This window comes from Marinomonas polaris DSM 16579, assembly GCF_900129155.1.
In the GTDB taxonomy this organism is placed as follows: Bacteria; Pseudomonadota; Gammaproteobacteria; order Pseudomonadales; family Marinomonadaceae; genus Marinomonas; species Marinomonas polaris.
The window spans coordinates 244,957-263,917 of record NZ_FQVF01000007.1 but is presented as its reverse complement, the minus strand read 5'-3'; the positions used below and the strand labels follow the sequence as shown (position 1 = coordinate 263,917).

Annotated in this window: 14 protein-coding genes and 1 tRNA gene; 1 reads left to right on the top strand and 14 read right to left on the bottom strand. The window is 42.5% G+C overall.

Annotated elements, in window-relative coordinates:
• Positions 1-489: 489 nt before the first annotated feature.
• The 4 genes from BUA59_RS09510 to BUA59_RS09495 all read right to left on the bottom strand — a co-directional run bounded on the left by BUA59_RS09510 (position 490) and on the right by BUA59_RS09495 (position 4,440).
• Positions 490-1,287, bottom strand: coding sequence for an ABC transporter permease (locus BUA59_RS09510; protein ID WP_072839471.1), 798 nt, complete (start codon positions 1,285-1,287; stop codon positions 490-492).
• Positions 1,284-2,171 (bottom strand): ABC transporter permease, encoded by an 888-nt coding sequence (locus BUA59_RS09505; protein ID WP_072839470.1) that lies wholly within the window; start codon positions 2,169-2,171, stop codon positions 1,284-1,286. The genes BUA59_RS09510 and BUA59_RS09505 overlap by 4 nt, the downstream gene beginning before the upstream one ends.
• Positions 2,164-3,246 (bottom strand): ABC transporter ATP-binding protein, encoded by a 1,083-nt coding sequence (locus tag BUA59_RS09500; protein WP_072839469.1) that lies wholly within the window; start codon positions 3,244-3,246, stop codon positions 2,164-2,166. Before BUA59_RS09500 ends, BUA59_RS09505 begins: the two co-directional genes overlap by 8 nt.
• Before the next feature lie 84 nt (positions 3,247-3,330).
• Complete coding sequence (locus tag BUA59_RS09495) at positions 3,331-4,440, bottom strand: extracellular solute-binding protein (protein WP_072839468.1); 1,110 nt, start codon at positions 4,438-4,440, stop codon at positions 3,331-3,333.
• Positions 4,441-4,866: 426 nt separating this feature from the next.
• Between BUA59_RS09495 and BUA59_RS09490 the strand changes: the two genes are divergently transcribed.
• Positions 4,867-6,753: a methyl-accepting chemotaxis protein gene (locus tag BUA59_RS09490; RefSeq protein ID WP_072839467.1), complete on the top strand. Its 1,887-nt coding sequence runs from the start codon at positions 4,867-4,869 to the stop codon at positions 6,751-6,753.
• Positions 6,754-6,864: 111 nt separating this feature from the next.
• On the opposite strand, the gene serA is transcribed toward BUA59_RS09490, so the two are convergent.
• From serA to BUA59_RS09440, 10 genes are all read right to left on the bottom strand, one after another.
• Positions 6,865-8,094, bottom strand: a complete 1,230-nt coding sequence (gene serA / locus BUA59_RS09485) for a phosphoglycerate dehydrogenase (RefSeq protein WP_072839466.1) — start codon at positions 8,092-8,094, stop codon at positions 6,865-6,867.
• 155 nt (positions 8,095-8,249) lie between these two features.
• Positions 8,250-9,356 (bottom strand): tRNA (uridine(54)-C5)-methyltransferase TrmA, encoded by a 1,107-nt coding sequence (gene trmA, locus BUA59_RS09480; protein WP_072839465.1) that lies wholly within the window; start codon positions 9,354-9,356, stop codon positions 8,250-8,252.
• Between the two features lie 137 nt (positions 9,357-9,493).
• The gene (locus BUA59_RS09475) at positions 9,494-10,486 is read right to left on the bottom strand and encodes a hypothetical protein (protein WP_072839464.1); all 993 of its coding nucleotides are present in this window, start codon (positions 10,484-10,486) and stop codon (positions 9,494-9,496) included.
• A 3-nt stretch (positions 10,487-10,489) separates the two neighbouring features.
• On the bottom strand, positions 10,490-11,185 hold the full coding sequence (gene mtnN, locus BUA59_RS09470; RefSeq protein ID WP_072839463.1) for a 5'-methylthioadenosine/S-adenosylhomocysteine nucleosidase: 696 nt from the start codon (positions 11,183-11,185) through the stop codon (positions 10,490-10,492).
• On the bottom strand, positions 11,182-13,776 hold the full coding sequence (locus BUA59_RS09465; protein ID WP_072839462.1) for a hypothetical protein: 2,595 nt from the start codon (positions 13,774-13,776) through the stop codon (positions 11,182-11,184). The genes mtnN and BUA59_RS09465 overlap by 4 nt, the downstream gene beginning before the upstream one ends.
• Positions 13,764-14,867, bottom strand: coding sequence for an autoinducer 2-binding periplasmic protein LuxP (locus BUA59_RS09460; protein WP_072839461.1), 1,104 nt, complete (start codon positions 14,865-14,867; stop codon positions 13,764-13,766). Before BUA59_RS09460 ends, BUA59_RS09465 begins: the two co-directional genes overlap by 13 nt.
• Positions 14,868-15,076: 209 nt before the next feature.
• Positions 15,077-15,161: transfer RNA gene (locus BUA59_RS09455), tRNA-Leu, on the bottom strand.
• A 140-nt stretch (positions 15,162-15,301) separates the two neighbouring features.
• Complete coding sequence (fba, locus tag BUA59_RS09450) at positions 15,302-16,369, bottom strand: class II fructose-bisphosphate aldolase (RefSeq protein WP_072839460.1); 1,068 nt, start codon at positions 16,367-16,369, stop codon at positions 15,302-15,304.
• Between the two features lie 297 nt (positions 16,370-16,666).
• Positions 16,667-17,830, bottom strand: coding sequence for a phosphoglycerate kinase (locus BUA59_RS09445; RefSeq protein ID WP_072839459.1), 1,164 nt, complete (start codon positions 17,828-17,830; stop codon positions 16,667-16,669).
• Positions 17,831-17,864: 34 nt separating this feature from the next.
• The gene (locus tag BUA59_RS09440; protein ID WP_072839458.1) at positions 17,865-18,896 is read right to left on the bottom strand and encodes a type I glyceraldehyde-3-phosphate dehydrogenase; all 1,032 of its coding nucleotides are present in this window, start codon (positions 18,894-18,896) and stop codon (positions 17,865-17,867) included.
• Between the last annotated feature and the right edge of the window lie 65 nt (positions 18,897-18,961).

Sequence of the window (18,961 nt, the reverse complement as noted above, 5' to 3'; positions counted from 1 at the left end):
CAGTTAAAAAGTTTGCTTACTCAAAATCTATTACACTAACAATAACTTAATCGACTCATCATCCCGAAGAACAACAAGCCAACATAAAGCGAATTGACGTGTTAGACGTTTCGCAAGACTTCAATTTTTTTGATCAACTACATCTCGGTAAAACCGGTCTGCGATGATCTTCTGAAGCCTCCAGCGAGCGCCCACACAAATTATCTGATTATCTATTTTAAAGAGCGGGCTGACTTGAATACTCAACCAGATTTTAATCTAGTAAAGTTGAACTTGGTCTTCGTTGCTCTGAGGCCTTGTCCGTGTCAGCGAGGGCGTATATTAAGGATCTACAGATTTTGTGCAACCCTTTTTTGAGTTTTTTATCATTTTGTCATATTTATTTGCTCCATCCTCAGAAACTGGCTACACAGTGATCAAAAGACACAAAAAAGGTCATTATTTGTACAAATAATGACCTTTAGATTTCAAATATCTCTCTCAGTTTCATTATGAATTAGTAGAAAGTTCTCGACGACGTTTTACCTCATAAACAATTGCCAACAAGATGGTGATAGAAATCATCACCAAACCAAGCGCATTTACTGCTGGTGTTAAGCCCGTTCTCACTTTAGATGCTATATAGACAGTTAGCGTTGTGTCGTAACCTTTAACAAACAAGGTCGTGTTGTAGTTTTCAAACGATTGCAAAAACGCAATTGCTGCCGCGGAGATAATCGCTGGCTTTAAGTAAGGCAACAAAATCCGACGAAATGCTTGCCATTGTGTCGCACCCAAACTTAACGCAGCATTTTCAAGCGTACGATCAAATCGCTGCAAACGAGCCAATACCATCAGCATGACATAAGCGGCAATAAAGGTGGTTTGTGCAACAACAGTTAAAAACACGCCGCCACTCACAGACAAGCCTTTCCAAAAGATAAGCGTTGAAATACCCACGATGACACCAGGGGTTAACAGCGGTGACATCATCAAGGTATAAATGAAGGTTTTCCCTTTACCTTGCACCGTGGATAAAAACAAAGCGCAGCAAATGCCAATTGGCACAGCAATCACCAATACACCAGCCGCAACCAAGACACTTGTCCATAAAGCTGTCCACATCGCACCATCTTGAGCAAGCGCCTCAAACCATTTAAGCGTTGCGCCTTTCCACGGAGAAACAGTAGGAAAACGACTGTCATTAAAAGTCGCCAACCCCATAATAATAAGCGGTGTGAATAAATAGACAAAAAATACGCCGATATAAAAGCGCACGGCAAATCGCATAATAGTTTCAGATTTCATTTTGCAATGTCCCCCAAACCTACTTTAAAGACGCGCATCACCAAGGCGATAAAACCAATACAGATAATCAGCAATAAAAATGCATATGCCGCACCTTGGTTCCAATCGCCGCCCTCAAAAAACCAATTGTAGATAATTTGAGTAAACCAACGACTACCTGGAGAACCTAACAACGCAGGTACAGCATAACTGCCCGCCGCTAACATGAAGGTCATAATGCAACCTGTTGCAATACCTGGTTTGGCATGGGGAATAACCACACGCCAATGTGTCCGAATCCAACCTGCACCCAAATTACGAGCCGCTTTAATCTGGTTGGTATCCAAACTTTCAATGGCGTTATAAATAGGAAAGATCATAAATAAGATGTAGGCGTAAACCATACCGATCAGCACACCACCATCACCCGATAAAAATCGAATGGGACGATCAATGATTCCTAGCCCTAATAGCAAAGCATTCAGCGGCCCTTTATAGGCTAGGATGATGTACCAAGAAAACGTCCGTAAAATTTCGTTGATCCAAAAAGGAATAATCAGTAACAACAAACATAACGCGGCTTTTTGAGGCGTGGCGACTTTGGCAAGATAAAAAGCAATCGGATAACTTACCACTAGCGTCAGTGACGTAACCAATACACTCGACCAGATGGTTTTGAAGAAAATAGCCAAATGTATTTTATTACTGAACAAAGTCTCATAATTCATTAAGGAATACGTATCGTTTGGCCCACCAATATCGGCAGGCAATAGATTCGGACGAAATGAGTAATCCACCATTAATATCTGTGGCAAAATCACCAAGCCAATCAGCCAAATAGCGATCATGCCTATAATGCCAACCGCCAAGCTGCTACCAAATCTCGATTTTAGCTGACTAAACATGGCCGCCTCCGGCAATCACAATGGCATCCTGTTCATTATAAGAAAGACTAACCGGCGCGCCTTTTTTCAACGAATCAGAAAACTGATGTGTACCAAGCTGAATAGACAAAGGTAAGTTAGCAGGCGTATTGGCATTAAGAGTCAAATACGCACCCTCAAAATTCACCTCATCAATAGTAGCTCGCAGGGTATGCATTCCTTCCTCTGCTTGTAACCTAAAGTGCTCAGGACGTATAAAAAGTGTGGCATCAGCCCCAACCGCTATATTACCTTGCGAACGTCCTGCCAGCTTGCCAAGTGGCCCACAATCTAAAACGACAAAATCGGAATTAGCTTCGATCACCTTACCTGAAACCCCATTGTTTTCACCAACAAATGAGGCAACAAACGCGGTATGAGGATCTCGGTATAAGGTAATAGGATCGGCTACTTGTTGAATTCGTCCTGCCGACATTACTGCCACTCGGTCAGACATAGTGAGCGCCTCGCCTTGATCATGCGTAATGTAGATAAAGGTAATGCCCGTTTTACGTTGAATCGCTTTTAATTCCGTACGCATATGTTGGCGCAGTTTTAAATCCAATGCGGACAACGGCTCGTCTAATAACAAGACCTGTGGCTCAACAGCTAAGGCTCGAGCGATGGCAATGCGCTGCTTTTGCCCACCAGATAACTCAGATACTCTTTTAGTGCCGCTACCTTCCAAAGCCACCAGCTCTAGCAATCGATCTGATGCTTTTTTGCGCTCACTTTTCGAAACACCGCGAACCTCTAAGCCGAATTCAATGTTTTCAGCGACCGTCATGAGAGGAAAAAGTGCGAGGTTTTGAAAAATCATCGAGGTGGGACGTTTATTTGCTGGCACGCCACGCATGCTCTTACCGCCAATTTTAATGTCACCCTGCGTTGGATCTATAAAGCCACTTATCATGTTGAGAATCGTAGTTTTACCACAACCAGAAGGCCCTAAAAAACTAAAAAATTCGCCGGATTTTATCGTTAAGTCGGTTTGTTGTATGGCGGTAAAATCACCAAATTGCATGACGGTATTATCTAGATGAACACTGCTATCCATATTTCTCTCGCTGATTGATTTTCTTGACACAATCGTCTCGATACAAAAAAGCCCCTCGTGAAAATCACAAGGGGCCTTCGAGGTTTATGCAGACAAGTAACGGTCTTGGTATTCGTTACGTAATGCGACGTACCATGGCTCTTGGATTGGCCACCACCAAAGGTTGGCAAGGTCTTGTTTGCTGTAAGAGTCTTGGAAAAACTGCTTAGTTTCTGCTGGCAATAGAGCATCCGCACCTTTCGCGGTGGAGTTGTATCCTGTCGCTTTGACGAACATAGCGCCCGCTTCTGGCGTGTAGTACCAGTTGATGAATTCATAGACTGAATCCACATTGTTGGCATTCTTAGGAATCACAAAACCTTCCATCCAAGCCAATGCACCTTCTTTTGGTGCGCCGTATGCAATAGGCTCGCCTTCCGATTGCAGTTTAAATGCGGTGCTATCCCAAGTTTGGCCGATAGTCGCGCCATTGGTACGGAATGCGCCTTGCGCTTCGTTTTCTGTAGACCAGAACTGAGCAATCGCGCCTTTATGTTCAACCGCTGTTTTCAAAATAACATCAAAGTTAGCGCGCATGGCTTTTTCGTTTTTATACGAATCTAGCAATGGAAAAGGCAGCTTACCCGCTTTTTCTAACCACAAACCAATACCAACAAGAGCGGAGTGTCCTCGAACCGTTACGCCACCAGAGTTTTCTGGTAACCAAAGATCACCGTAGCTTAGCTCTTTGCTGACTTTTGCATCATTCTTATTGTAAGCAATCGCTTCCGTACCCCAATCCGATGGTGCAAAATAACGCTTACCTTTTACAATCCCACCAACATCCGATCCTGACAATGCGCTTTCTAAACAACCACTCCATTTAATTCTTTTAACATCAAGAGGTTGCACAAGCTCATAGTCGACATAGCCTGGTACGCGGTCAACAGTCGGCATAATAATATCGAAGCCAGTTCCGTCCGTAGCACGTAGAGAGTTCATCAACTCATCATTAGTACCGTATGGCGTAAACGTAGCATTGATACCGGTTTTTGCTTTGAAATCCGCTAGCATTTCATCCGTAATGTAACCAGCCCACGCATAAATACGCAGCTCTTTATTAGCAGCAATGGCTTTATTGATAGAAAACGGTGTAGCGGCAACAGCACCTGCGATAGAGGCGCCTTTCACGAATTGGCGACGGGAAAGGGTCATTCTTGAGCTCCTTTTATTTTATATGATTAATTGCTGTTTCATGAGAAAAGCGGCTTAACATCCAAAACACACTTTTATTAAACGTTCGTTTAATATCCGTTTTAATCTAATACAAAATAATGACGAAAAAGTGACCATGGAAGGTTTTTTTTCCAATTAGACAGGATTAACCCTAACCAAGACGTAAACAGTCAAAAATAAGGCGCTTTTAGACAGTTTAAGACTTTCTATAACCCTCCTGTTTCATATACCTCACACAATACCAGTCATATTTTTGTCACATACTCATATTAAGGTAGTCGTATTCATCGATTTATGTAAATTAAAGTAGGGTCTGAATTGAAAATCTCCCATGTTACACGCACAACCACCGTGAGTTATTTCATTATTGCAGCCATGTTGGTCGCGCTACTTCTTTGGAGTTTAATGAAATTTCGCAGCGCTTTTGAGCAAAGTGACACCTACACTCAAGTTTGGGAATATTCCTCTATCGACTTAAAGCAACAAATTGAAGGCTATTTATCATCGGGGGAGGCGTCTGCACTGCAAACAGCACAAGAGTTTATTGAGAAAAAAATTCGTCCCGCACTTAACTCACTTCCCAATACCATTAAAGATCCAATAAATGGACAATTAATTGAAATAGAAAAAAGCCTTCAATCTGATGTTAGAGCAGCAGGTAAACTGTCCGGAAACCCTTATGCATTGATTGAGAACAATGAAAGACAAACCTTACTATCGCTAGATACTCTGGCTGATAAAGTTGCGCTATTTCAATCACACCATGATCTGCAGTCCGCAGCTATTTACTTAGCAAGCCAAGCTTTGTTATACGCAGACCTTGCTCATGTGAGTAATGCAAAAGACAACTATCTTGCAAAAAGCACGCCTGAGAATAAGCAACGCTTAGTTCAATCCATTGAAGTCTTTAAATCCCATATCGCTGATTTCGGTAAACTTCCCATACTAGAATTAGACGAAAAAAAAGACACAGAGTCTGCTGACGATTTATCGTCATTAATGGGATGGGCAAGCGATTCAGAGAGTTCAACGGAAGCAGTCGATCCTCTTGAAGAAACCAAAAGTGAGCTGCACACTTGGTCAAGCCGCTATTTAAAAGATGTTGATTCTAGCCTAATTAATATCCAACAAGCGGTTACCGCCCAAAACAAGATTCGCTCGCTCATTAATCAGCTTGAAGAGATTTTAAAGGCTGGTACTGAAGACATTCAAAAAAGCGCTCAAGCCACTCAAGAACAAACCTTAGTCGCATTTTCTGTCTTCGTCATTTTGATGATTTTAACCACTATCTCAGTGCATATTTTCCAAAACAAGGTCGTTGTAAAAAGCGCTCGAGATTTATACACAGCGGTAAAAGATTTAGTCGAGCACCAAAACATCAACACCCTTAAAGTCGGCAAGAATAAAAACGAACTGTCAGACGTAGCCCATTACTTAAACCGCTACTTAGAACAAATTGCCGTACAACGACAGCAACGAGATACCGAGTTAAACAATATCTCAATCTCACTTAATGAGATGCTGAGTGCCTTTGGGCAAGTGCACGAATTAAGCACGGCCTCTAGACACGAATTAGATGATACACTAAACATGTCGAACCAAGTCGAAACGCTAGCGAGTAAAGCTGAAGTGCGCGCTCAAGAAGTAGCAAATTATGCTACCGAAACCAATACCGCCATGTCACACAGTGTAAACCAGGCTGCATCACTGGCACTTGCTAACCAAACTACGGTTGAGCGACTTAATAGCAGTAAAAAGGCATTAACCAGCTTAAGCTCATCCGTTTCTAGCGCCTCCTCTATTGTTGGCGGCATCAGAGACATCTCAGAGCAAACTAACTTACTTGCACTCAATGCTGCCATAGAAGCAGCACGAGCAGGTGAACATGGCCGAGGCTTTGCTGTGGTCGCCTCTGAAGTGAGAACCTTATCTACCAGAACCCAACAATCCCTAGAAGAGATCACGAAGATCTTTTCACAGCTGACATCAGCAAGCAATAAACTCACCCAGAATATAGATTTAATTGAAACAGCTTCAATTGAACAAATAGATTTGACCCATGCTCTCGGTCAATCGGCACAAGATATTCTTGAGAAATCTAAGCAATCTAGCCATTTAGCGAAAAAGGCAACCGGCTATGCTGCAGAGCAAAAACTCGGCATGAATAAGCTAAATAGCGCCGTCGTCAAAGTAAGAGAGCAAGCCAACGAGTCTGAAGCGTTTATGGCTGGAGTGACCAATAACATCAAACAGAAAATTCAAGACATTACGACTACATTGGGAATCAACTAGCTCCAAGATAGGCCTTTTGTCTTTAAGCTTTTTATTTTTAAGAAAGAACGACAGATACAAAAAATCCAGCCGTAGCTGGATTTTTTAACATCAAGAGTAGAAAGGAAAAACTTAGAACAAAACGCGTGCTTTAACCGTTCCTTCCACTTCTTTTACTTTCTCAAGCGCTAATTCGCCCTCTTCTGCATCCACGTCCATTACCATATAGCCAAGCTTCTCCGTTGTACGAAGGTATTGACCCGTAATGTTGATGTTGTTTTCAGAGAAGATCGCGTTGATCTTAGAAAGCACACCAGGACGGTTTTCATGAATATGAAGAATACGGTGGTTATCGGCCTGAGATGGCAATGCCACTTCTGGGAAGTTAACAGCTGCTGTAGTGGTACCAACATCAGAGTATTTAATAAGCTTCTCAGCCACTTCAATACCGATGTTTTCTTGCGCTTCCATTGTGCTACCGCCGATATGAGGCGTTAGGATCACATTGTCTAAACCACGTAGTGGTGATACGAATTCTTCATCGTTGCCTTTAGGCTCAACAGGGAATACGTCGACAGCTGCGCCACCTAAATCTCCTGACTTAATAGCTTCAGCCACAGCGTCTAGATCGGCAACCGTACCGCGTGAAGCATTAATGAAGATAGAACCCTTCTTCATTTGAGACACTTCTTTCGCGCCGATCATCATCTTAGTCGAATTCGTTTCTGGTACATGCAAGCTGATAATATCGCTAGTAGACAGCAATTCTTTCAAGCTCTTAATCTGACGCGCATTACCTAATGGCAATTTAGTGACGATATCGTAAAAGCATACTTCCATGCCTAAAGATTCTGCCAAAACGCTCAATTGAGTACCGATACTGCCGTAACCAATAATACCCAAACGCTTACCACGAGTTTCGAAAGAACCCGCTGCAGATTTAATCCAACCGCCACGATGACATGCTGCGTTTTTCGCAGGAATACCTCGAAGTAATAGAATTAACTGACCAAGAACTAGCTCTGCAACACTACGAGTATTGGAGTATGGCGCGTTGAAGACAACAATACCTTTCTCACTTGCTGCATCGAGATCTACTTGGTTCGTACCAATGCAGAAACAACCAATGGCAACCAGTTTGTTAGCATGCTCTAAAACATTCGCTGTTAACTGAGTACGAGATCGAATACCAATGAAATGCGCTTCCGAGATTTTCTCGATCAACTCATCTTCTGCTAGTGCAGTTTTGTGGTATTCAATGTTGGTATAGCCTGCGTCATGCAATGCATCCAATGCAGATTGATGAACGCCTTCTAATAACAAGATTTTAATTTTGTCTTTGTCTAGTGAGTTATTACTCATGGCTCGTTCGACTTCTCTTTGGTGGTGGGGGAAAAAGTTTGATTATATTAACACAGAATAATGCGTAACCTACCGCTGCTACAGGAATGTCTTTCATTATGAGAAGAACAATGCTCATAGCAGCCTCGCCTGATTACCTAGATCGCAAATTTGTTTTATTCTACTTGAGTTTTTCTCTGCAAATACACACCTGTTTCGACATGATGAGTATAAGGGAACTGATCAAACATGGCATATCGGACCACTTCATGGGTGCTCGACAAGGCTTCTAAATTCGCTTTCAGCGTTTCAGGGTTGCAAGAAATATAAAGAATAGAATCTATCTTACGAATCAATTCAACCGTCGCATCATCTAAACCTGCTCGTGGTGGATCCACTAACACAACAGAAGGAGTCAATTCGCTAACGCCAGCCTGAACCAAGCTCTTAGGCAACTCTACGTCGCCATTCAAGGCCGCAGACACATCTTCACTGGCCATTTTAACCACTTGAACATTGTGCATGCCATTGATAGCAATATTCAGCTGCGCAGAATTAACTGACACTTTTGAAATTTCTGTCGCAACCACTCGATCAAAACGACGAGCTAGAGGAATAGAAAAGTTGCCATTACCACAATACATTTCCAGCAAATCACCGGATGCTTCTTTAGTAACATCCAACGCCCATTCCAACATTTTTTCACTGATGCCAGCATTAGGCTGAGTGAAGCTATTTTCAACTTGTTGATAATGGAATTTTTGGCCATTTACCGTTAGCGTCTCCATTACAAAGTCGCGAGTAATAATTTGCTTTTTCTTACGGCTACGACCAATAAAATGGCACGCAGGAAAGGCGTCATTTAGCTGCTGAACAGCGGCATTCCATTCAGCATCAATCGGTTTATGGTAAAGCAAACTGATCAAGGCTTCACCTGTAGTTGTCGTTAAAAAGTCCACTTGAAAGAGCTTGTAACGTAAAACTGGGATATCGCGAACAGCATCAAGCAGTTTTGGCATCAGCTCATTAATAAGGCTCGACGCAGCCAGAAATTGATCAGTACGAATCGGCGTTCTAGGGTCTGCAGAATCAAACATCGCATAATATAAATCATCACCATCATGCCAAATCCGGAATTCAGCTCGCATGCGGTAATGAGTCGGCTGACTCGCAAATACTTCCATCTCAGGCAATGACAAAGTCGCCATTAATTTGGCTAATTCAGCTTGCTTATCTTGCAGCTGCTTTTCATACATTTCTGGTTGGATTTGATCCGGTCTCATGGCTGATCCTCTTGGAGGCGATAGATACTTATAGAGCGCGGCATTATACGAGTTCCCCGTATACAAATCTAATCGCTTGCGCAAAAACAAATAAATAGAAGGGCTGATTAACGCAAACTATTAATCAACGTAATCTCTTAACGTAGGTACTCAGGTCCGAGCAAAATAGCTAAAGACAAGGTGAGGGAAAACGTACCGTCATAGCCATCATCCGCTTCATGGGTGAATTGCGGTATTATTTGACCAATTAGCCAATCTTTATAAAGCAGGCGTTCATATTGAACATTGTATAAAAAACTGTCAGACCCAATAGAATTATCTCCCGACTGCAGAAAGCTCAACTGGTACCCTAAACGGTTTTTATCATCCAATCGATGCTGAATCGAGAAATTTTCACGAACATAAAACAGCCCCTCTTTATCAAGCCAAGTTACGCCAAAATCTGAACCAAAGTTTAGTGTAGGGCTCACCGCGTAGCCTAAACCAACGCCATAACGAGCACCAATACCTTTGGAGTAATAAGCAAAGGCCTCTTGATTCTGCCACCAGCTCCATTGATCAGTAACTTCACCCTGCTTAAGGCGCAAGCGCAGAAAGGGGTCAAGTGGAAAATCAACTCTTATACCTGCATCAACATCTAGCCCTATATCGTCTTTTATATAACGTACAGCGGCCGAAACGTTAGATTTCAAAGCAGAATTCACAACGCCTTTTTGCTGAGACGATTCACCTCTCAAGCTCTCAGGAGCTAAAGAGTCAGGCTCGGACTCGACAACTAAACGCAGTCGATCTTGAGTATTCGGCAATTTAAGCCGTGTACGGAAATCAAAAAAACCTGAGCGATCACTGCCACTCAGTACAGAACCAAATCGTACTTCTAAGTAACTATCTGAAGTTTCTCTACTTTGTTCACCAGATAAAAAGGAATCTATATTCGTCGACCAATTACCAATTGTCTTTGAAACCGTTTCATGGGAACTCAACCACCAAGGAACATCATCACTCTCTGCTTGTTGGCTAACTTTTGCTTGAGTGTTGACATCATCTCTCGTTTCTTCTGCAGAAAGAGCGAACAAGGGCCAGGAAGTTACTAAGCAAAACGCAGTAATATAACCCTTGTTCCATGGCATACTTTAGTTGCCTTTCAGCATTTGTTGGATCATTAGAGAGGAGTTCTCGGCAGCCACTTTAAGGTATTCCTCAAAGCTTTGAGGAGATTCTTTACCTGCAATATCCGACAAAGAACGTACCACAACAAATGGCGTTCCAAATTTAAAACACACTTGAGCAACAGCCGCAGCTTCCATCTCAACAGCAACTAGCTCGGGGAAAGTCGCTCGCACTGCTTCCACTCGAACAGGATCATTCATGAAACTGTCACCCGTTCCGATCAATCCCACTTTTGCTTGTACTTGAGTGACTTTTTGCAGCGCAGCTTTTGCCTGATTAACTAAGGCTTCATCCGCCGCATAGGTCGCTGGCATATTTGGCACTTGCCCCATGACATAACCAAAAGCCGTCACGTCTACGTCGTGATGTACCACTTGATCTGATATCACTACATCACCAACCTGTAAATCAGGATCAAAACCACCAGCAGAGCCAATGTTAATTACATATTCAGGCTTAAACTGTGATAGTAGCAAAGTAGTAGAAACCGCAGCATTTACTTTACCGATACCAGATTTCAGCAATACAACGTCTTTACCTTCAAAGTGGCCAACAAAAAAATCACAACCCGCAATAGTCTGCTCACGGACATCTGTCATCCACGCTTTGATAACAGCGACTTCTTCGTCCATGGCTCCAATTAATCCAATTACGCTCATTCATTGCTCCTCAGGTTTGTATTCTGTTGTATAACATTTTGTGTAAATAATCGTATTTGATCACCAGAGTAAGGCAATGTCATACTAAAAAATGACACATTATCCGGCATTTCAGGCCACTTTTGCACCGAAAAAAATCGAACTTTCGGAAAAGCAGTCTGAATTGATCGCAAAAGAGTTCTAGGTTGGGGTTCAAGTAATACAACAACAGCATCAGGGTGATATGACAGCACTACGTGATAATTAGATAAATCTACCAACCATTGTGTCGCCACCTCATACTTTTCTAATTCGACATACCAAATTGCTTTTGTGATTCGACTGCCACCAATCATCACCCAAGATAAAGCTTGCTCATACGAATGAGTGGGGATAACCCCCTCCAACTCACAGGCTTTGGCTAACACTTGATGTAAATTGTAGTCGAAAGAACATCCTTGCAAGGTAAAAACATCTGGATCCACCTCCATCAGCAAGGTGCTATTAAGCCAAACGATAGGAAGCTCATCACGATTATATTTTAGTTTAAGGGCTCGGGTCATATCTGCCTGTGCTTCAACGTCTTTATCACAGCCAATCAGTACCGCATCAAATTTCACCACAGCACTGGATTGAGTAAAAAAGCTATCCGTTGAGACATATTCTTCCACCTGCAACCCAAGTCTAACTAAAGCAGCTTTGATAATATTGGGATTGGGGTAATCATTTGCGACCCAAGCCACAACCTGATTAGGTGTTAACTGCTTGAGTATAGACTGATACTCCAACTCTTCCATGATCAAATTAATCTGCAAGGCATTATTTTGTAAGGTCTTTTGCTGCCCTCCAAGAGGTGCTAGCAACATCTTAATCATCCAGTAAAAAAGAGGTCTGAATGCCATATCATTCATCGCAATCATTTCAAGTTCTTCGCCATCGAAGCGAACAGTCAATCGACGTTCAGCCATATCATTCGACATCACCATCATGAGCAAAGCGCGAATCAGCCCTCTGAAATTTGCATCCACTGCAATGTTTCTTGCACCTACTTCGACAGAACAGTCCAATAGCGCCCTATTCGCCTCTACCCCCATTGCAGCCATAACCCGAGCACTTTCCTGACAAAAGACCTCTCCTATGGGCAAATAAGATACCTTACTGTCTAGGCTACTAATGTCATCTAATACGGATATTAATAACCCAAGCCAGCCCTGAAGATGTTTACTATCAATATATCCAGGCAGTGAAGAAAGATACGTCAACTCACTCAATATAGCGTCAGTATCTACTTTCTTTTGCTGTGCAGACGACAATGGCTGCAGCTGCTCCAGTTGCCACATTAAACTGATTTCTTGGGTAACATTTCGCCCTACTAATAATAAGCCGCGGTAATTGCTCTCGTTTTTAAACGAATGAACTTGCCATTGATATATTCGACCTAAACTACTGTCAGTTAACTCAAAGGCAACACCTACTTCGCCTTTTAACGCTTCTTGAATCGATTGATGACAAGAAATAGGCATAAAATCAAAAAGCGTTCGAGCTTTTTCAGCGTCAGGAAAAAGTAGCTTTGCTTCTGAATTGATTAACTCTACTTCAGCCACTTCGGTGCAGAAAATAATGGCACTGTGTATCGATTCTGCGAGAAGCTTAAACCTATTCTCTTTGGACTCAATAAAGGCTTTATATTGATTGCTTTGTAACTGTATCGGCTGTAGTTCACTGTATGGCAGTAGGCCTTCCTCGTGACGATAAACAATTGACTCAAGAGGTTGAAAAATTAATGTTTTAACTTGGCGAAATAGCAGCAAACAAAAGCAGAATAAAACAACCCCAATCCCAGCAATCAAAGGCAACGCATTGGTTAAGATCGTAGAAGAAAAAATGCGCTTTTGAATAATATCTAATTGCAAATCTGCTTGAATAGGTGATACCAAGGGCAAGCGAGAATGTAATGTTGCTCCAGACAAATCCACACCGACTTTATGTTCTTCAAGCAAGACACGATTATGTGCATTATCATAAACCTGCACAGCACTGACTTGGGCACTTTCAAGTAACTCATTAGCCAAGGTTAAGTTGTCGTTTAATGAAATGAAGCCATATAAAAAACCAATATTTTCTTGGCCTGACGAAAGCAGTTTCTTTTTAAACATCAGCAAAATGGAATCATCTGTTGTCACTATAGACGTCCATCGATTAATAAGCCCTTCTCCCAATACAGATTGTAAATCTACTTTGGTAAACAGGCGCGCTCTAGGATCCATCGAATGCTTGCCATTTACCCATTCAATATAGAAAAAATCCAACCCGCCAAAAAACAACACTTCGTGGTGGCTGAACAACAAATCCAATTCACGTCCAACCGCATAATTACTCAACGCAAGATCCTGACCAATAAATTTCATTTCATCTTCAGCACGAGCCAAATAGCCATTAAAAGCTTGCTCAACAACACGGTGCTTTAGTGCTAAGTTTTTTTCAGCGGCTGTTTGATTTAACGCCTCAATAAAATATAAAGACATAAAAGTCACAGCTAAAAAAACCACACAAACTAATATAAGCACCTTTGAGCGTAATCGATGCTGTAAACTAATCGTTACTCCTGCCATAGTTCCACCGAATAATGATGAGCTTGCTGTACCATCAAGCGTAGACTTTCTGAATCTAACTCTGCGGGCACAAGCATAGAGTTAGCAACATAAAGGGAGGGCATATTCTTTCCCTCAAGATCTAATTTGATAGCTTCTGCTATCGCAATAGAAAGATCATCCTTCATAAAAAGCACACTCGCCTTTATTTTTCGGCTCTCTAAATCCGCAATACCACTCAAAGATAGCCCCCATGCATTAGTCTGAATCTGCGTATCAAAACCTTCGGCTTGTAATGCTGCAACCACGCCTTCAGAAATATTCTGCGAGCAGCTAAAAATAAAGTCTGCTGGATTCTCTTTTAATAAAATTTGAGCCGCTTCAAATGCACTGCGCTTATCATCCGATACGGCTCTAATACGACTGATGTGACGGTTATACTTCGCCATCTCATCAAGGAATAAATCACAACGCATATGGCCAAGATAGCCTGTCGGCAAAACCAATGCTGAAATCTTTGTCTCTGCGGGTAACTGACGTTCAAGGTAACTAGCAAGCATTGTAGTTGCCTTTTTTTGATCAAAACCAACGTACATTAATGGCGGATGATTCATCCAATGGGTTAACGGCGAGGCAAAGTCGTACAAAATAATTTTTGGCTTACCTGAGCGTAAAAAACGCTCCAAAAACCGACGTTGAACCGAGCCCAATTTAGTCATAATAATGTAATCTGGCTGGGCATCAGCCATCTTAAAATAAGATGTTAAATCGCCATTAGACTCAAAACCGTCCATATAAGTATCTAAGCGATAATCAATATTTAGTTCGCGCATTCGCTTTCTGAATGTGGCTAAGATTGATCTATTTTCGAGGGAATTCATATCACCAAATAACAACAACGCAATACGCACTGCACGCTTTTGAGACACCCGTATTGGATTAGGAGGAGAATTAACTATCGTAGTGAACTGCTCAGCCAAAGGACCTTGTCTTGGTGTCGACTGATAAAAGTCATGACTATCCATAAGATCAAGCGCCATGTTAGCGGCTTGGACAGTGAAAGCCACGTTCCCTAGCACAATCCATATAACAAAAGAATGTAGTCTTCGCATTACCGAACCCGATTAAACATCATAGAAAAAAATCATTCTAACCAAGTTAACGAACTTTGGTGATAACAGGAACAAGAAAATACGCTTCAGTGTGATAAATGTGCGCTGAATAGACTTAATAACGAAAAAAATGGCTTGCAGCCCATTTTAAAATCGAAAGGAAAAAAGACAAAAAAAAAGCTGACATAAAGTCAGCTTTTTTTTAAATTTGGTGCGGAAGGAGAGACTCGAACTCTCACGCCGTGAAGCACTGGAACCTAAATCCAGCGTGTCTACCAATTCCACCACTCCCGCAAGGAATGGCGAGCATTATAGGTAATTGAATTTTCCGGTCAATAGTTTTTTTGGCTTTTTTATAAAAAACTTAAAAATATTTTCCTTAACCTATATTTACTCGCCATTTTTATTAAGCATCACTCTCTTCAAAGCAAGGCTTAAAAAATACGACCGCCAGAATATTCACCGCGCTCGTAACGAACAGCCATCTCTTCAAGATCCATAGTATGAATACGAGAGGCCTGGCCTGCAGAACCAAAAGCTTCATAACGATCAATACAAACCGCTTTCATCGCTTTGATACTTTCCGTTAAGTATTTACGTGGATCAAAGTTGCCTTTGTGTTCAGCCAAGCTACGACGAATCGCGCCTGTTGCCGCTAAACGTAAATCTGTATCAATGTTCACTTTACGAACACCGTAACGGATCGCCTTAACAATCTCATCAATCGGCACACCGTAAGTTTCAGGAATGTCGCCACCAAATTCGTTGATGATAGACAACCAATCCTGTGGAACAGAAGAAGAGCCATGTAACACGATGTGAGTATTTGGTAACAACTCTACGATTTTCGCAATACGCTCGATATCAAGAATGTCGCCAGTAGGCGGACGAGTAAACTTGTAAGCACCGTGACTTGTACCAATCGCCACAGCTAATGCATCAATGCCAGTTGCATTAACAAAATCCACTGCTTCTTGTGGATCTGTCAGCATTTGATCATGAGAAAGTGTGCCTTCAGCGCCAACACCGTCTTCTTCACCAGCTTGACCAGTCTCTAGAGAACCCAATACACCTAACTCACCTTCTACTGATACACCACATGCGTGTGCGAATTCAACAGTACGACGAGTTACATCAACGTTGTAGTCATAGCTAGCCGGTGTTTTACCATCGGCCATCAAAGAACCATCCATCATGACCGACGAAAAGCCAAGCTGAATAGAGCGCTGACAGATAGCTGGGGACGTACCATGATCCTGATGCATCACAACAGGGATATGCGGGTAATCTTCAATCGCTGCAGCAATTAAGTGACGCAAGAAGTGCGAACCAGCGTATTTACGAGCACCAGCAGAGGCTTGCATGATAACGGGGGAATTCACTTCGTGAGCAGCTTCCATGATCGCCTTAACTTGCTCCATGTTATTCACATTGAAGGCTGGCAAACCATAGCTGTGTTCTGCTGCATGATCGAGCAGTTGACGCATACTAATTAAAGGCATAAAAGATTTCCTCTGACAATTTGTCTTATATTGTATTTATAACGAACAGAGTTATGGTGTTAGTTAACTCTATAATCTTGTAATCATGACGTTGCTTATCACAAGCCATGTGGCTTACGCCTTATCGTTATTGTCATACCCGACTCGCGCCGAGTAGGTCACTCTCTAGTTTTGTTTTTCGCCAACACCGCTTTCAGCAGAAACCACATCCAGCTTCTAACGGTGTTAACGAAGTAGGCTTTTCACCTTTTTATTACTTATAAAATGCTTTAGAACGATCTTTGTCATTCTTTGATACTAATTTTGCGCGCGAGACTCTAACATCGCAACCGCTGGAAGCACTTTTCCTTCCACAAACTCCAAAAACGCCCCGCCACCGGTCGAAATATAGGAAACTTGATCCGCAATTTCATATTTATCAACGGCCGCTAATGTGTCGCCACCACCCGCAATGGAAAACCCTTTGCTGTTCGCAATGGCCATCGCAAGCGCTTTAGTTCCGCCACCAAACTGGTCAAATTCAAAAACACCCACTGGACCATTCCAGATAATCGTTTGAGATTTTTCAAGCAAAGCCGCAAACGCAGCGGCTGCTTTTGGCCCAATATCCAAAATCATATCGTCAGGACCAACATCCGCAGCATTTTTGACTGTCGCAACAGCATCTGGCGCGAACGCGGTAGCTACAACAACGTCTTCAGGTAGCGGAATGCTGGTTTTCGCCATCAAAGCTTTTGCCTGAGGAATCAAATCTGCTTCGTACAAAGACTTGCCCACTGGAAAACCTGCAGCAGCTAGGAAGGTATTGGCTATACCACCACCTACTATCAACTGATCAACTTTGTCAGACAAAGATTCTAAAACAGTCAACTTAGTCGATACTTTTGAACCACCAACAATGGCCGCCATTGGACGAGCTGGTTTCGCCAAAGCTTTTTCTAATGCTTCAAGCTCAGCTGACAACAATGGGCCAGCGCAAGCGATTGGTGCAAATTTCGCTACACCGTGAGTAGAAGCTTGGGCACGGTGAGCCGTACCAAATGCATCCATCACGTACACATCACACAAAGCAGCCATTTTTTTAGACAAAGCTTCGTCGTCTTTTTTCTCGCCAAGGTTAAAACGTACGTTTTCAACCAAAACAAGCTGACCAGATTCAACTTCAACACCATCCAACCAATCTTTTACTAACGGTACGTCTTGTCCTAGCAAACCAGAAAGATGCGTCGCTACTGGTTGAAGCGAGTATTCTTCTTCGTACTGACCTTCTGTTGGGCGACCAAGGTGAGACATCACCATGACTTTCGCACCAGCTGCTAGCGCCAATTTAATGGTTGGCAAAGCAGCACGAATACGTGCGTCACTGGTTACTTTGCCGTCTTTTACTGGCACGTTTAGGTCTTCTCGAATTAACACACGTTTATTCGCCAGATCCACATCTTTCATATTAATTACGGTCATGTACGATGTCCTCGTTATTTAATGTTCGGGTGAATCAATCTAATTTTGATTGCTTAATCACACCAGCCCAATACTTAGCCACATCCAACATACGGTTAGCGTAGCCCCATTCATTATCAAACCAACACAGTAACTTCACCATTCGCTGATCGATTACTTGGGTTTGCGTACTATCGATAATCACCGAACGCGGATCATGATTAAAATCCACCGAAGCATGTGCTTCTTTGGTGAAGCCCATTAAGCCTGCATATTTTGAGCTTGCCGCTTGCTCTAACTGCGCATTGATTTGCTCGGCGGTAACGTCTCGTTCTGTGCGCAACACTAAATCAATAACCGAGACATTCAAGGTCGGCACACGTACCGCATTACAACCCATTTTGCCTTCCAATTCCGGCATCATGCGTGTAATACCTCTCGCTAATCCAGTATCCACAGGAATAATAGAACTCAAAGCGGCACGCGTCAGGCGCAAGTCTTTCGTGTGATAGCCGTCAATCACTGGCTGATCATTCATCGCCGAATGAATCGTCTGTGTCATACCATGAACAACACCAGAAAATTGCTTAACGATGTCCAAAACAGGAATCAAACAATTAGTAGTACAAGATGCTGCTGAAACAATATTGTGATCCGCTTGAATATCATGATGATTAAAACCATACACAATCGTCGCATCAACATCTGCCGCTGCCGGCTGAGAAAGCAACAGTCGTGGCACACCTGCATTTAAGTAAGCTTGCGCGCCTTCTCGACCAGAAAAGCTACCAGAGCACTCAAGCACCATATCTAATTCAAGAGATGACCAATCAAGTTCATCAGGTGTCGCACAGGAAAAACACAAAATAGCATCATCGCCGATAAGCAACGCATTACCTTGAGTCGAAACAGACTGAGGAAAGCGGCCATGAGTCGTGTCATAGCGCGTAAGATAACTGATTGTCTCAATGTCAGACAATTCATTAATAGCAACCACTTGAATGTGATCGCGGTAGCCGTTTTCATAAAGCGCTCGTAATACCGAACGTCCGATACGACCATAACCATTGATAGCGACTCGCAACATATTCCTACTACTTCATCGCAAAGAAAGTGATCTAAAAACCATCACTCTCCGCCTTAATAAAAGGA

Coding starts and splice junctions, on each gene's coding strand:
- BUA59_RS09460 (WP_072839461.1), bottom strand. CDS start 14,867: ATGCGAAGACTACATTCTTTTGTTATATGGATTGTGCTAGGGAACGTG.
- BUA59_RS09510 (WP_072839471.1), bottom strand. CDS start 1,287: ATGAAATCTGAAACTATTATGCGATTTGCCGTGCGCTTTTATATCGGC.
- serA (WP_072839466.1), bottom strand. CDS start 8,094: ATGAGTAATAACTCACTAGACAAAGACAAAATTAAAATCTTGTTATTA.
- BUA59_RS09440 (WP_072839458.1), bottom strand. CDS start 18,896: ATGTTGCGAGTCGCTATCAATGGTTATGGTCGTATCGGACGTTCGGTA.
- trmA (WP_072839465.1), bottom strand. CDS start 9,356: ATGAGACCGGATCAAATCCAACCAGAAATGTATGAAAAGCAGCTGCAA.
- BUA59_RS09465 (WP_072839462.1), bottom strand. CDS start 13,776: ATGGCAGGAGTAACGATTAGTTTACAGCATCGATTACGCTCAAAGGTG.
- BUA59_RS09505 (WP_072839470.1), bottom strand. CDS start 2,171: ATGTTTAGTCAGCTAAAATCGAGATTTGGTAGCAGCTTGGCGGTTGGC.
- BUA59_RS09445 (WP_072839459.1), bottom strand. CDS start 17,830: ATGACCGTAATTAATATGAAAGATGTGGATCTGGCGAATAAACGTGTG.
- mtnN (WP_072839463.1), bottom strand. CDS start 11,185: ATGAGCGTAATTGGATTAATTGGAGCCATGGACGAAGAAGTCGCTGTT.
- BUA59_RS09490 (WP_072839467.1), top strand. CDS start 4,867: ATGAAATTTCGCAGCGCTTTTGAGCAAAGTGACACCTACACTCAAGTT.
- BUA59_RS09500 (WP_072839469.1), bottom strand. CDS start 3,246: ATGGATAGCAGTGTTCATCTAGATAATACCGTCATGCAATTTGGTGAT.
- fba (WP_072839460.1), bottom strand. CDS start 16,369: ATGCCTTTAATTAGTATGCGTCAACTGCTCGATCATGCAGCAGAACAC.
- BUA59_RS09475 (WP_072839464.1), bottom strand. CDS start 10,486: ATGCCATGGAACAAGGGTTATATTACTGCGTTTTGCTTAGTAACTTCC.
- BUA59_RS09495 (WP_072839468.1), bottom strand. CDS start 4,440: ATGACCCTTTCCCGTCGCCAATTCGTGAAAGGCGCCTCTATCGCAGGT.